Source organism: Flavobacterium kingsejongi (genome assembly GCF_003076475.1).
Taxonomy (GTDB): Bacteria; Bacteroidota; Bacteroidia; order Flavobacteriales; family Flavobacteriaceae; genus Flavobacterium; species Flavobacterium kingsejongi.
On the sequence record NZ_CP020919.1, the window covers coordinates 88,870 to 103,551 of the forward strand.

The window sequence follows — 14,682 nt, forward strand, 5'->3', positions numbered from 1 at the left end:
AAAAATAATCTGCCTCAAAATGCATTTAACTTTTCGGAAAGACGATCTGGGGATACTCTGATTCCAGTTGACTCATTTTGCGGTGGAGGTCTTTTACAAATTTATGATGGCTTTCAGAACCGGAATAAAACGGCCTGTGTGCTAAACTTTTCTGAATCGCATCAACTCTTTTCATCAACGGATAACAGGTTTCCGATATTGACGCCTCCTGGAATTTGCTCCAGATATAATCAATGGCCAATGCACTCGGGTGAATCATGTCTTCAGCATAGAATCTATAATCCCGTAATTCATCCATCATCACTTCATAACTTGGAAAATAGTACGTTTTGTTTTCAAAAAGCGGCTGATGTAACACTGCCTGCAATGCCGCAATAAGATGTGCTTTGCTTCTTTGATTCTCCACAAAACCATCTTTGCTATGCCGGACAGGTGAAATGGTAAAAATAACCTGCGCATTGGGATTCATCTCACTAATAGCTCTAATGCTATCTTGAAGATTATCAATGATTGCCTCAATGCTTACTATTTCTTTTTTAAAGTGCTTTTGCGGCACTTTATGGCAATTGGCGACAATTTCCCCACTATCATTATTTCGATAAACCCAAGCCGTCCCTAACGTAATAATTACATGTGATGCAACTGTTATAGTAGCATGCGATTCCAAAATACGCTCGTTTAATACATTCAGTAGCTGCTCCTGGTCGGGATGGCTCAATTCAGAATGAACGTCGAAAGAATGCCAGCACTCGTTATGAAAAAACAATTCCTTTTCGGTAATCTTTTTTTTCTCTGAAACTATAGTAATGAATTTGTTCAGTGCTTCGGGGTGAAATAAAATCCCAAATGGATTCAGTGTTGTACTGAACTTAAAATGCCGGAGCTTCTCACTGATGTTTACTGCAAAACAAGAACCCAAAGACACCACTCTGGAATCATAATCAATTGGGTGATTATTTTTAAGAATGGGTATTTGGGTTCTGAAATCCATACTATGACAACGTTTAAAGACCGAAAGACAAATTGCATTTCGATCTATAGTGTAGGTTATTTATTTGATAAAATCCACTGCTTTGGATAATGCTTCCTTAATTCCTGCTGGATTTTTTCCACCAGCGGTTGCAAAAAACGGTTGCCCACCGCCACCGCCCTGGATGTACTTGCCTAATTCCCGAACAACCTGGCCGGCATTGAGGTTTTTCTCCGCTACCAGTTCTTTGGAAATGTAACAGGTCAGCATTGGTTTTCCTTCTTCAGCCGTAGCCAGTACCAGAAATACATTGGTTCCCAGATTTCCAAGCTCATACGCCAGGTCTTTGGCACCATTAGCATCCAGATCCACTTGCTTCGCTAAGAACTGTACGCCATTGATTTCCTGGATTTCCTGTACAAGTTCGCCTTTAAGGTTTTTTGCTTTTTCTTTCAGCAAAGCTTCCACCTGCTTTTTCAGTTTGGCATTATCGTCCTGTAATGCTACCACTGCTTTTACGGTATCCTGTGGGTTTTTAAGTGTTTCTTTAATCTCCTTTAATGTCTGTTCCTTTGTCGCAAAAAATTGCTTCACCCCTTCATCAGTGATTGCTTCGATACGACGGATTCCAGCCGCAACGGCACCTTCACTAACAATTTTAAAGTGCCAGATATCGGCTGTATTTTTTACGTGGATTCCCCCGCAAAGTTCCATGCTGTCTCCAAATTTGATCGCACGTACTGTATCACCATATTTTTCTCCAAAAAGTGCCATGGCACCTTCTTCCACTGCTTGGGCAAAAGGAATACTTCTTCTTTCCACTAACGGCAATTGTTCCTTGATTCGGGTATTGACAAAATCTTCCACCTGCTGCAATTCTTCATCGGTTACTTTTGCAAAGTGAGAAAAGTCAAAACGAAGGTGGTTCGGGCTCACCAAAGATCCTTTTTGCTCTACATGAGTTCCCAGGACACTGCGTAATGCCTGGTGCAGCAAATGTGTTGCAGAGTGATTCCCGGCAGAGTCACGTCGTAATTTACTATTGACCACTGCTACAAAACTGGCTTCCGGATTTTCAGGAAGTTCTTTCGTCAGGTGCAGGATCAGGTTATTTTCCTTTTTAGTATCCAATACTTCAATAGCCTGGTTTGCGGTAAATAAGGTTCCTTTATCACCAACCTGACCTCCGCCTTCCGGATAAAATGGCGTATTGTCCAAAACAATCTGGTAAAGCTTACCGTCTTTCTTGGAATCTATTTTTCGGTATCGTGTAATTTTAACTTCTTTCTCTAATTCGTCATATCCTACGAATGTTTCTGTATTTCCTTCTATCAGGATTGTCCAGTCATCTGTAGAAGTTTCAGAAGCAGCCCGGGAGCGTGCTTTTTGTTGTTGCATAGCAGCTTCAAAACCAGCCTCATCCAGTGCCAAACCTCTTTCTCTGAGGATTAATGCTGTAAGGTCAATCGGGAAACCGAAAGTATCGTACAATTCAAATGCCTTTTGTCCGGAAACTGTTTTCTCTTTCGTTGAAGCAATAACATTTTCAAGCAATTGCAATCCCTGGTCTAATGTCCTTAAGAAAGAATTTTCTTCCTCACGGATCACATTCTGAACTAAATTTTTCTGGCTTCTGATCTCCGGGAACGCATCGCCCATTTGCTCGCTTAAGGTTTCCCCTAATTTATAAATAAAAGCTTCTTTTGTATCTAAGAATGTAAAACCATAACGGATAGCACGACGTAAAATCCTACGGATCACGTATCCTGCTCCGGTATTGGAAGGCAGTTGCCCATCGGCAATCGCGAAGGCTACCGCACGTACGTGATCGGCAATAACGCGTATGGCAATATTGATTTTCTCTTCGGCATCATCCTTCGCTTTCATGGTGTATTTCGCACCAGTAATACTTTCAATTTTCTGAATCAGCGGAGCAAAAACATCCGTATCATAATTGGACTGTACGTGTTGCAATACCATACACAAACGCTCAAATCCCATTCCGGTATCTACATGCTGTGCAGGTAGTTTTTCTAAGGATCCATCTGCTTTACGGTTGAATTCCATGAATACATTATTCCAGATTTCCACTACATGTGGATGATCAGCATTTACCAACTCTTTCCCCGGAATCAGGGCTTTCTCTGCTGCAGAACGAATGTCCACATGGATTTCACTACAAGGCCCACAAGGTCCCTGCTCACCCATTTCCCAGAAATTATCTTTTTTATTCCCCAACAGTATCCTGTCTTCCGAAATTAAAGTCTTCCAGATATCGTAAGCTTCCTGATCAAAAGGCACGTTTTCTTCTTCGCTACCTTCAAAAACAGTAACATACAAAATGTCTTTATCGATTTTATAAACCTCGGTCAATAATTCCCAGGCCCAGTGAATGGCTTCTTTTTTAAAATAATCACCAAAACTCCAGTTCCCGAGCATTTCAAACATCGTATGGTGGTAGGTATCAATTCCTACTTCTTCCAGGTCATTATGCTTTCCTGAAACACGAAGACATTTTTGGCTATCGGCTATTCTCTTGCTTTTAGGCGTCGCATTCCCCAGAAAGTACTCTTTAAATTGTGCCATTCCTGAATTATTGAACATCAGGGTCGGATCATCTTTAAGCACGATAGGGGCGGAAGGCACAATGAGGTGGCCTTTGCTATGGAAAAAGTCGAGAAATTGTTTTCTAATGTCTTGTGATTTCATGGTTTTATTTTGAAAAATTGAAATTTGTATGCATTGGGCTTTTCATCGTTTTAGTAAGCCTGTGGGCGGAAAATCTTTACCATCCACTGCGCTTCTTGCCTGCTGAGATGCCTTTATATAGTAATAAAAACAAAAAATTGGCTTTAACAAATGAAACATTTATTAAATTTGTTTTGAACTTATTAAAAACAGAAGGTAATGCTTTCCTAATGCGCTGCAAAAATAGCATTTTTTGAAATATGAAGAAGGTAAAATATTACTATGATACGGAAAATCTGGCCTATAGAAAAATACAGCCTAAAAAAGGAAAAAAGTTAAGTGTTATCTTACTATTCCTGGCTTCTTCGGCATTATTTGGTTTTTTGTGTTTCGTAATCCTGTTGAATACACCCTATTTCGAAACTCCGAAAGACCGGTTACAATCACGGGAGATTGACAATTTAAAAATCCGGTATGCGCTACTCAATAAGAAAATGGATCAGCTGGATGCGGTACTGGAAAATATTGAAGAGCGGGATAATACCATTTACCGCGTTTTCTTTAATACCACTCCGATACCAGAAGAACAACGCAAAGCAGGTTTTGGCGGAATTAACCGCTATAAGGACCTCGAAGGCTATAACAATTCAGAACTGGTCATAAATACCACAAAACGGGTTGACATATTATCCAAAGAACTGGTGATCCAATCCAAATCACTGGATGAGATTCTGAAACTGGCAAAAGACAAAGAGAAACTGCTGAGTGCAATTCCAGCCATCCAGCCGATAAAAAATGAAGACCTAAAGCATATGGCGTCTGGTTTCGGTTACCGTACAGATCCATTTACAAAAGTCAGGAAGTTCCATGCGGGAATGGATTTTTCTTCCAAAACAGGTACACCCGTTTATGTAACAGGCGATGGTGTTGTGGAGCGTGCTGACAATACTGCCTCAGGCTATGGAAACCACATTGTTGTACGTCATGGTTATGGTTATGAAACGTTATACGGACATTTGAGCAAATACAAAGTAAGAGCCGGAGAACGTGTTAAACGTGGGGATATCATTGGCTATGTTGGAAGCACAGGACGTTCTGAAGCACCACACCTCCATTACGAGGTACACAAAAATGGTGAAGTCGTCAATCCATTGAATTTTTATTACGGAAATATCTCCGCAAAAGAGTACCTTGTCATATCAAAATTAGCTAACCAGGAAAACCAATCACTCGATTAATGCAATTAGACTTACCAGAAAAAAGATATTACAGTATTGGGGAATTGGCGAAGGCCTTTCATGTCAATGCATCGCTCATTCGCTTTTGGGATAAGGAATTTGATATCCTGAAACCCAAAAAGAACGCCAAGGGCAACCGGATGTTCACCCCCGAAGACCTGAAAAATCTCCAACTGATTTATCATTTGGTTAAAGAGCGTGGATTTACACTCGAAGGAGCCAAAACACACCTGAAAGAAGGACAGAAGAAAACGCTGGACAAGTATGAAATCATACACAAACTGGAATCTATCCGGGCACAATTGAACAATATTAAAAACCAGCTTTAAGCTGTTGTTGGAAATACCGAGCATACAAAAACAAAAATCAACTTAAAACTAGAAGAAAATGAGAAAATGGTTAATCCCTGTAATTGTAATTGTAGCTATAGCGGCCATTATTGGCTTTTGGGCTGTAGGAATTAAGAATGGTGCTGTTGCCAAAAACCAAAATGTCTCCAAAACCTGGGGCGATGTACAAACGGCTTACCAACGCCGAAATGATTTAATTGGGAATCTGGTTAACACGGTAAAAGGAGCCGCTGATTTTGAAAAAAGCACGTTAACTGCTGTAGTTGAGGCACGAGCCAAAGCCACTTCTGTTAATGTAAATGCCGACAACCTGACTCCGGAAAAACTGGAAGAATTCAACAAAGCGCAAAGCGGAGTTTCTTCATCACTTTCCCGCCTTCTTGTTTCTGTTGAAGCTTATCCACAATTGAAAGCAAATGAAAACTTCCTGAAATTGCAGGATGAACTTGCCAGTACTGAAAACATGATTCAAACCAGCCGTGTACGCTATAATGAATCGGTGGTAGATTATAATTCCTATATCCTGACATTCCCGAATTCAATGTTTTTAGGAAAATACAAAGAGAAAGCATATTTCAATGCTGTTGAAGGCGCTGAAAAACCAGTAGAGGTAAAATTCTAAAAAACGAAACTATGTCCAAGGTAGAAGATTTTCTGAGCGCTTCGGAAGAAGATGAAATCGTAAAAGCGATTCAAACAGCCGAAAAAGAAACTTCTGGCGAGATTCGGGTACACCTTGAAAAGAGCACTTCCATTGACCCTTTTGACAGGGCGATGGAAGTTTTTCATTTTTTAAAAATGGATGAAACCCTCCTTAAAAATGGCGTACTCTTCTATCTGGCTATTGAAGACAAAACATTTGTCATTTATGGCGATAAAGGAATTAATGATGTCGTAACCAATGATTTTTGGGATTGTACCAAAGATTGTATGGTTGCTCATTTTAAAAATGGAAATTTTAAGCAGGGGCTTGTTGATGGCATCTTACGCGCAGGGGAGCAGTTACAGCGCTATTTCCCAAGCCACGCAGACGATACCAACGAGTTGCCTGATACAATCTCAAAAGGATAATGATAACAGCACAGCATCTCAAAAAACACACTTTCCTGACAGTATTACTATTGTTTGTAGGATTACAGTCGGTGTTTTCACAATTTACCATTCCGCCTAAACCGGCACTACAGACCAGTGTATATGATTATGCCGGGCTCCTGAGTGCCACGGAAAAGGCAAGCCTTGAAGAAAAACTAATCCGGTATTCCGATACCACTTCCACACAAATTGTAGTAGCTATCGTCCCCACCATCAATGGGGAGAGCATTGGCGAACTGACCCCAAAATGGGCTCATCAATGGGGCATTGGCCAGGCAAAGGAAGACAATGGTGTTTTTATCCTTCTCGCCTTAAAAGAGCGGTCCATTTGGATTTCTGCCGGATATGGTGTTGAAGACCGTATCACAGCAGGTATAGGCGGGGAAATTACGCGGAATGTCATTATCCCGGAATTCAAAGCCGGTAATTATTACAGCGGACTGGATAAAGGTACCGATGCGATCTTCAGCGTCCTTAAAGGCAAATACAAATCGGAAAGAAAAGCAGACCCGTCCGAATCTTCGGGTGGGGGCATTCTGGTTCTGATCATCGTTTTTATTATTTTCTTGGTGATTATCTCCCGAAAAAACAATGGCAACAATGGTGGTACTGGTGGTGGCGGTTTCGACCTTGCCAGTATGATTATCCTCAGCAGCCTTGGCCGTGGTGGCGGATCTTCCGGTGGAAGTTTCGGCGGCGGTGGATTTGGCGGCGGCTTCGGCGGTGGCGGATTCAGCGGCGGTGGTTCCGGCGGTAGCTGGTAATTACTAAATGTAAAAGACAAAAGTAAGGGGCGAGGATAAATCTCCCTATTATACAAAAAGAAGCCGTCTCAAAACAAATTTTGAGACGGTTTTTTTATTTGATACAATTTTGGATTTTAACTATCTAGATTTTAACGGGAGTAAAAAATTGCCTTTATGCTGCAATTTTCTTTCTTAAGTTATGACCTAAAGCCATTAATCCGAATTCTAATTCTACTTTTTGAAGTCCTTTTAAAGAAAACCGTCTAAAACCGTTATTATGCTTGAGTTGAGCGAATACAGGCTCTACATCGGCAGAGCGTTGCTTTCTTCTTTGTATTCCTATTTCACTTAGTAGTAATTCCCTTGCTTGTTGTTTATGTCTTTCAAGGTTGTGGTTTCGCTCGATGCTTCTGTTTCCCTGAGCTTTAAAACATTGACCTCGAAGTGAACAGCCTTCACAGTTTTTGGCCTGATAATGCGATAAGGTTTGGGTGTATCCTGTAGTTGTTGTTTTCTGGTTTTGATATGTTTTATGCATTTTTTGTCCCATTGGACATACATAATAGTCTTCTTCTGGATTGTAATAGAGATTTTCCTTGCTAAAAGCCTTGTGTTTCTTTTGGTAGTTTTGATCTTGTTCTTTTTCAAAAGTATTATACTTCACAAAAGCTTTGAGTTTCTTCTGTTTCAGATAATCGTAGTTTTCTTCACTTCCATAACCTGCGTCAGTAGTTATTTCTTTTATCTTTTTAAATACTTTTTTACCAAAGGTTTGTTCCAAATTTTCTAAATGAGGCTGGAGTGTTTTAGTATCGGTCGGATTTTGATGGATGGTATAATGAACAATGATCTGATTTTGTGTAGATATTTGAGTATTATAAGCTGGTTTGAGCTGTCCGTTTAACATATGGTCTTCTTTCATTCGCATAAAAGTAGCCTGGGTGTCAGTTTTGCTGTAACTGTTTCTTTCTCCCAGAATAGCTTCTTGCTTTTCATACTTTTCAAGATTGGAAGTAAAATTATTTTTTATGTAGCGTAATTTAGCTTTTGCTTTAGAACTGGTCTTTTCATTACCAGAGAGTTTGGCATCTATTTTAGCTACAGTTTTCTCAATTACCTCTTTGCTGATTTCTTTGAACTCTGTTGGTTCCGGGTTGGGGTCATCTTCATTGTCGATACTTTGGGCATAGTTCCATAATTCTTCCAACTGGGTGAGCATTTTTGCTTTATTGGTTTTTATGCTCTTACCCCACACAAAAGTGTACCTGCCGGCCTGAGCTTCTATTTTTGTTCCGTCGGTATAAATTTGTTTTAGATTCACCAGTCCTTCTGAGGCCAACATCAAAACTACCTGCTTGAAGATTTCTTTAAAACTCTCTTTTAGTTTATCACTTCTAAATCTATTAATTGTATTATGATCAACAATAGTCATAGAAGTAAGCCACATAAAATTGATATTCTCACGAAGTGCAAGTTCTATCTTTCTCGAAGAATAGATATTAGTCATATAAGCATACAACATCACTTTGAGTAACATCTTTGGATGATATCCAGGATTACCTTCTTTACTGTACGCTTTTAAAAGAGGCTGGATATTAAGGGATTCCACAACTTGATCAACTATTCGAACCGCATGTGTATGTGGAATTAAATCATCAAACGAATAAGGTAGAAGCATCGTTTGTTGTTGGTTATAATGTTTGAATCTCATATATAATCAGCTGTTTATCACTGATTAAATTTACAAAATTGCATATAAAAATACAAACTAAAAAAAAAGAAGCTGACTCAGTTTTGAGACAGCTTCTTTTTATTAGATCAAATTAGTATTGTAAAAATAGTTAAGAGTACAATGATGATTACCGCATCTTTTTTTACATTTCACTTCTTACCTTTTACTTCTTACCTATAAAATTAATCCATCCAGCGTCTGGATTTGCGCTCTTTTCCTTTACCGCCAAACTTATCTAACTTGTAGGTCAAAGAGAACATCAGGTAGCGCTTTAATACGATGTTTTCCTCATCACGGATTGATGTTGCAGTAATTGTACGGGTAGCACTCTGGTTCTGGTTGAGTAAATCATACACTTTCACTTTAGCCAATAGTTTATCGCCTAAGAAATTATACCCCAAACTACTATTCCACAGGTAAAAGTCTTTCTTGAAACCATCGGCAATATTGGAATTGTAATTGTATCCGAAATCATTCCCAAAAACTACGTGTTTCGGCCAGTAGGTTGTCGTCTGGATGTTGAATTTATGCAGCACATTACTGGTCTTTTCCAATGTATAGTTGGTATATTGCGTATCGCTATACGTAAAATTATAGGTCGGGTTGATCGAGAATAACTCTCCGTAATCGTAGTTAAAGCTCACTCTTGGCGTCAATCGGAGTGCCTTCGCATCAAACAGCTCCCCATTGGTATACCCTATACTTTTCGAATATCCGGCACTCAGTCCGATGCCAAATCTATAGGAGTGCGCCTCATGTTTTATCGACTTATTCCAATTCCCTCCGAACCAGGTAGAATACGATCCGGAAATATTCTCATAAGTTGTCGTTCTTTTTCGGCTTTCATCATATACCGTAGAAGATACTACCTGATTGTCATAGAATGTCCCTCCACCATACAGGCTGTATCCCGACTTAGTTGCATAATCATAATCCCGGAAACTGATATAGGTATAATGGCTCTTGTTCGGATTTACATCAGGATTACCAATATAAGTATTCAAAGCATCCGATAAATCCTCTACTGGCAGAATCTGGTTTGCTGTTGGAAAATCGACAGTATAAGTATAATTTGCCCAAAGTGATTTCGATTTACTGAATCTGTAATTGATATAGGCATTGGCACTCGGCAGTACATAATCCTTATTCAGTACAGTTGCCTGCCCAAGATACAGGGAATTATTTTCAAATTTAGTAATGGATGTACCTGCTGATACCCCAAAATACATTTTGTTTTTTTCGATATTAATCCCAGCCGACGGTGTAACGGTATTTGTGGCTGATGACAAATAGTTGGACAATAAATCATTCCGGTCAGAATAGCTGCCACTCAACCCATCAAAATCGAAAGCGTTTTTATCGGTGATCGTTTTTTGCCTGTTGTATTCTACCGCTATTTTCAATCGTACCGAATCCACTATAGGTTCCATATATTCAAATGATGCCGAATAGGAATCTTTAATTCTACGGTTAAAAATAGTCTGGTTCCGGTTATCTTCACTTACCTCATCGATGACCCCATCATTATCGGTATCCCGGAAAAAGGTAGTTGCCGAACGATTCAGGTTACTGGTTTCGTCTTTGCTATTTTCATTATCAAAACCTAAACTAATGGATCTTCCTTTTCGTTTCAGGGTTTTAAAGTAATAAATCTGGTTACTGAAACTGGTATTATCGGTCTCATCAAATGTATTTGCACTACGCTCATTCAGCCTTAGTCCATTTTCATCTTCCGAAAACTCATTGGAATCACTCCTGAATTTTGAATTCGCCTTTACAAATTTTGGCGACAGGTAAATTGTAGACGTAGAATCAATTTTATATTCAAAATTGGTATTGAAATTATGGGCGTATTTATCATCTACTGTTTGGGCATCCGATTCGGTCGTATAGTTTCCGCCCGGCAAAAGATTGACCTGTCGGGTGCGGTTGGTATTTTTAGCATTGGCATCCGTATAGAAATAACTTCCGTTAAAATCCATATCTTTTATGAATTCATCGGCATAATTAAGCCCGACCATATTGGACTGGGTAATTCCTTTGCCCCCGCCAAAATTCATTCCGTTAATCCCAAAACTTCCATTATCAGAGGTATAAATGGAATTGTTCCGGCCACCTCCCATACTATCAAAAATTTCATTCATCGAAAATCCTGTGGAATTGATATTATTGGAAGAAGCCAATATGCTTATTTTTTGTTTTCCTTTGAAATAGTTTGCCAACAGACTACTTTCATACCGGTCGTCGGTTCCATAACCGCCCATCACCTTTCCAAAGAATCCTTTGTTCTTGTCTTCGTCTATCGTCAGGTTGATACTGGCATTATTGGATGCTGCTTTCACTCCGGAAATTTCTTCTTTTTTGGTTTTAGAATCGGTTATCTGCACTTTATTAATGATGTCTGAAGGCAGGTTCTGGAGTGCAATCTTACCGTCTTTATCAAAAAAGGGCTTCCCATTTACCAATATCTGGTTTACTTCCTTTCCATTCACCGTAATTTTTCCATCACTATCAATTTCTACACCGGGCAATTGTTTTAGCAACGCTTCAACATTGGCATCGGGACGTACTTTAAACGAGGAGGCATTGAATTCAAGTGTATCGTTTTTAATCCGAATCGGTGGTGCTTCACTTTTGATGATGACCTCATCCAGGTTGGTAGCTTCATCTTCCATCAGGATCTCCGCTGCATCAAGATTGGCATTCAGGTCGGGATACCGCTTAACATAGGTTTTGTATCCTAAACTGGAAACCTTCAACAGTATCGGATTGGCCTGTTTACGGACTGAAATGGAAAAGCTTCCGTTTTTTTCGGTAATCGAATAATCGACTACAGCGGAATCTTTGACTGCAACAACATATACTGTGGCTGATTCGATGGGCTTGTTACCCTCTTTGCTGTGTACTTTCCCTTTGATCTGAAAGGAATTCTGGGAATAGGCACTACAACTTAATAGTACTAAAAGAAGCGTAAGGTGAAAACGTGGCATAAAGTATAATTAACTGTTTTTGTTTATTTAACAGCTAATTAACAGGATTATTATGTAGTACAAATTTATTTTAAAAAACATTTAACATATAAGAAGCTGAAATTGTTGTAAAAAACATCTTCTGGAGCTGTACTTCTGAAAAGTAATGTACCGCTACCCTACTTCAGCCTAAAAACATTCAGCCTAACAAATAAAAAAAACTGTCTACCATTATCGACAGCCTCCTGCACGTTCGCTGAGTCCGTCCACTGCAGTGGATAGCTTCCTGCACACTCGCTGAGTCCGTCCACTGCAGTGGATAGCTTCCTGCACACTCGCTGAGCCCGTCCACTGCAGTGGATAGCTTCCTGCACACTCGCTGAGCCTGTCCACTGCAGTGGATAGCTTCCTGCACACTCGCTGAGCCCGTCCACTGCAGTGGATAGCTTCCTGCACACTCGCTGGGTCCGTCCACTACTTTCAATGGGATGCTTTTTATGCAAAATACAAAAAACCCCCGATACATTTTAAAAATGCACCGGAGGTTTTGACCGTAATAATTAGTTTATGGTCTATTTGTAAGTACCTGCTTTCATTTGTGTAAGCACCTGTTTAATTTCTGAAAGAGTTTGTTCGTCCACATAGCGGTCTTCATTATAAGGACCACTGTTGTAGGATTCTGAAACCTGTACTGCCTTTTGCTGCGTTTTTATCGCTTCGGTAGTATTCCCGCCCTTATACAGCAATTGCGCCAGGGTATCGAGGTAATACGGATTATCTTTACTAATGATCAAGGAAAGTTCCGACCAGTTTTGGGCTTTTTTTACATAACTGTCCAGTTCGGGGTGTGACACCACAAACCAGGCCGCATTATTCATCATCGTAGCAAACTGGTTTTTATATGAAGACCAATCAATATAGCCATTTCCTCCGTGCTCCTTATCAACGGTATAAATTGCATCAATAGCGTTAATCACCCTGGTTTTATCATCAAAATTACTGGTAACAAACCCCTCAAAAGCATTCAGGTAGTGCTCTTGAGTTTCACTATTTTCAGCATAGGTATTCAGTGCACTGAAATAGGCTACTGCAAAAGAATTCTTGTTACTGGTTTTAGCAAAATACTGGTTTACGAGTGTTAATGCTCTCTCCTGGTACTCTGTTGCTTTTTCATAATCGGACATGGAATAGAGTATCCTTTGAAAAACATCCTGGACATTTCGATATACACCTGTAGTCTCCTGTTTTCCTGATTTCTCATTTTCTTCAATCTGTGGCAGGAATTTCAACAGGTACTCTGCAACTGCAAAGCCGGACTGATCGGATTGCACCTCATCTTCTCCAAAAATAACTTTGGCATAGCCATTGCCATCCAATTCATTTTTCAGAATGGCAACATACGTAAAATCGGGTTTAGTGTCCGACTGATGCGTTTGTACCAGTTTCTGAAACAATACCGCCAACTCGTCTTTGGTTAGTTTAAAATCCTGTTCAGAAGCCACTTTTTCCCCTAAATCATTATAGGTCACCTGTACATACGGACCATCATACGGATCTGAATCGGTAACTGCTTTAAAAAAAGACTGAAGTTCCTGCGTGGAATATTTTCCGGATTTTAATTTCACCGCCAATGCATTAATCTGATGGTGTGCTGTAATCTGCTTGTAGTAATCGTTAGTAGAAGTCAGTTTATACCGTACATCCAATACCGCATCGCCGGTGGCCTGCGTTATAAGCTCTCCCTTATCATTTACAATCAGCAATGCCGGAAAACTTTTGACCTTAAATGCCTCAATTGTTTTTTTGTCTTTTGCAGTTGCCAAATAATAATCAAACTTATTGATTTCCTTTAACCTTTCGGCATCGCCATAGCTTGAATATGTAAGGTTGCTACGGATCTCTTTGATAAAGGCATCAAAATCTTTTTGTGCATCTGGATTTTTACTATCGGCATATACCACCAGGAGTTTACCGGATTTTTTAGCCTGCTTTAGTGCTGCTGCATAATTTTTGGCCATCGGTAGCTCTACTAATTTTTCTTCGGCAGCATCACCCGAAACTGTAGCATCGGTAGCTACTGTATAAGCATCATAGTCCTGAACCGGTTTTCCAGGGTAGGTCCAATTGGCAATTACTTTTTCTTCGGATACCGGCAATTGTCCCGCATTGGAATTCGCCTCAGTTGCAGTCCCAGATTCTGATTCTGGTACAAGTGTCATGGTCAGTTTATCTTTTCCTTCACCTACCCTATAAGAGCTGGTTTCTTTGTCATAATAAAATTTAACCGTTACGGGCTTTGAAGTGTAGGCATTAAAATCAATTGCAACTTCCGAAACTGTTGCTGGAATTGCGTATTTAAATAACGTTGCTTTCCCGTCATAGTCATCTTCTCTTACCAACACCAACGATTCCGTGGCATCGATTTCAAAAACAACGGGAGCAGCAAGACTCTCATCCGAGTCTGAATCAGATGGAGTCGGCATATATTCCGACAGGCTTTTAAACTTTTCTGACAAGGCACCTTTACCAAGGGTACCGATAAAGATTTTGTCTTTACTGTAATAGAATCCTCCATACGAATTCATTGTCACTTGTATCTTTCCGTTTGTGCGTGGTGATTCCTTAGTTTTTACTTCAAAAGTGGACCGCTGGTTTTCTCCAAACAACGCAAAGCTGATCGTATCTTTGGCTTTTACATATTTGCCATAAGCAGCGACAAATTCATATTGTCCATCTTTAAGAAAGCGGAGTTTAAATTTTTCTTTTCCGGAGCTTGCGATAAAAGTAGTTCCTTCGACGGGCAATGACTGCGCTGCAGCAGATTGCATCCCCATAAAAGTCGCAACAGTGGCAAGTAGGATTCCTGTAGTGTAGTTTTTTCTTTTCATATACTGTAA

10 protein-coding genes are annotated in these 14,682 nt (G+C 39.9%); 5 read left to right on the top strand and 5 right to left on the bottom strand.

What is annotated here, in order from left to right:
* Window positions 1-25: 25 nt before the first annotated feature.
* On the bottom strand, window positions 26-991 hold the full coding sequence (locus FK004_RS00395; protein ID WP_108735467.1) for a GSCFA domain-containing protein: 966 nt from the start codon (window positions 989-991) through the stop codon (window positions 26-28).
* Window positions 992-1,051: 60 nt separating this feature from the next.
* A complete protein-coding gene (gene alaS / locus FK004_RS00400) occupies window positions 1,052-3,679 on the bottom strand; it encodes an alanine--tRNA ligase (RefSeq protein ID WP_108735468.1) in 2,628 nt (875 codons plus the stop codon).
* Between the two features lie 239 nt (window positions 3,680-3,918).
* Between alaS and FK004_RS00410 the strand changes: the two genes are divergently transcribed.
* From FK004_RS00410 to FK004_RS00430, 5 genes are read left to right on the top strand one after another with little or no spacing between them, the layout of a single operon-like run.
* Window positions 3,919-4,896, top strand: coding sequence for a M23 family metallopeptidase (locus tag FK004_RS00410; RefSeq protein WP_108735470.1), 978 nt, complete (start codon window positions 3,919-3,921; stop codon window positions 4,894-4,896).
* Window positions 4,896-5,225 (top strand): MerR family transcriptional regulator, encoded by a 330-nt coding sequence (locus FK004_RS00415; protein ID WP_108735471.1) that lies wholly within the window; start codon window positions 4,896-4,898, stop codon window positions 5,223-5,225. Before FK004_RS00410 ends, FK004_RS00415 begins: the two co-directional genes overlap by 1 nt.
* A gap of 58 nt (window positions 5,226-5,283) precedes the next feature.
* On the top strand, window positions 5,284-5,868 hold the full coding sequence (locus FK004_RS00420; protein ID WP_108735472.1) for a LemA family protein: 585 nt from the start codon (window positions 5,284-5,286) through the stop codon (window positions 5,866-5,868).
* Window positions 5,869-5,879: 11 nt separating this feature from the next.
* A complete protein-coding gene (locus FK004_RS00425; RefSeq protein ID WP_108735473.1) occupies window positions 5,880-6,317 on the top strand; it encodes a TPM domain-containing protein in 438 nt (145 codons plus the stop codon).
* Window positions 6,317-7,102 (top strand): TPM domain-containing protein, encoded by a 786-nt coding sequence (locus FK004_RS00430; protein WP_108735474.1) that lies wholly within the window; start codon window positions 6,317-6,319, stop codon window positions 7,100-7,102. Before FK004_RS00425 ends, FK004_RS00430 begins: the two co-directional genes overlap by 1 nt.
* A 154-nt stretch (window positions 7,103-7,256) precedes the next feature.
* On the opposite strand, the gene FK004_RS00435 is transcribed toward FK004_RS00430, so the two are convergent.
* From FK004_RS00435 to FK004_RS00450, 3 genes are all read right to left on the bottom strand, one after another.
* Window positions 7,257-8,795 carry an IS1182 family transposase gene (locus FK004_RS00435; RefSeq protein WP_108735475.1) on the bottom strand — a complete coding sequence of 513 codons (1,539 nt, stop codon included), beginning with the start codon at window positions 8,793-8,795 and terminating at the stop codon, window positions 7,257-7,259.
* A 203-nt stretch (window positions 8,796-8,998) separates the two neighbouring features.
* A complete protein-coding gene (locus FK004_RS00440; protein WP_108735476.1) occupies window positions 8,999-11,806 on the bottom strand; it encodes an outer membrane beta-barrel protein in 2,808 nt (935 codons plus the stop codon).
* A gap of 551 nt (window positions 11,807-12,357) precedes the next feature.
* Window positions 12,358-14,673, bottom strand: a complete 2,316-nt coding sequence (locus FK004_RS00450) for a hypothetical protein (RefSeq protein ID WP_108735478.1) — start codon at window positions 14,671-14,673, stop codon at window positions 12,358-12,360.
* Window positions 14,674-14,682 lie beyond the last annotated feature (9 nt).

Excerpts from the sequence above, each read along its gene's own strand:
- FK004_RS00440 (WP_108735476.1), bottom strand. The coding sequence starts at position 11,806 with ATGCCACGTTTTCACCTTACGCTTCTTTTAGTACTATTAAGTTGTAGT.
- FK004_RS00450 (WP_108735478.1), bottom strand. The coding sequence starts at position 14,673 with ATGAAAAGAAAAAACTACACTACAGGAATCCTACTTGCCACTGTTGCG.
- FK004_RS00415 (WP_108735471.1), top strand. The coding sequence starts at position 4,896 with ATGCAATTAGACTTACCAGAAAAAAGATATTACAGTATTGGGGAATTG.
- FK004_RS00435 (WP_108735475.1), bottom strand. The coding sequence starts at position 8,795 with ATGAGATTCAAACATTATAACCAACAACAAACGATGCTTCTACCTTAT.
- FK004_RS00430 (WP_108735474.1), top strand. The coding sequence starts at position 6,317 with ATGATAACAGCACAGCATCTCAAAAAACACACTTTCCTGACAGTATTA.
- FK004_RS00410 (WP_108735470.1), top strand. The coding sequence starts at position 3,919 with ATGAAGAAGGTAAAATATTACTATGATACGGAAAATCTGGCCTATAGA.
- FK004_RS00425 (WP_108735473.1), top strand. The coding sequence starts at position 5,880 with ATGTCCAAGGTAGAAGATTTTCTGAGCGCTTCGGAAGAAGATGAAATC.
- alaS (WP_108735468.1), bottom strand. The coding sequence starts at position 3,679 with ATGAAATCACAAGACATTAGAAAACAATTTCTCGACTTTTTCCATAGC.
- FK004_RS00420 (WP_108735472.1), top strand. The coding sequence starts at position 5,284 with ATGAGAAAATGGTTAATCCCTGTAATTGTAATTGTAGCTATAGCGGCC.
- FK004_RS00395 (WP_108735467.1), bottom strand. The coding sequence starts at position 991 with ATGGATTTCAGAACCCAAATACCCATTCTTAAAAATAATCACCCAATT.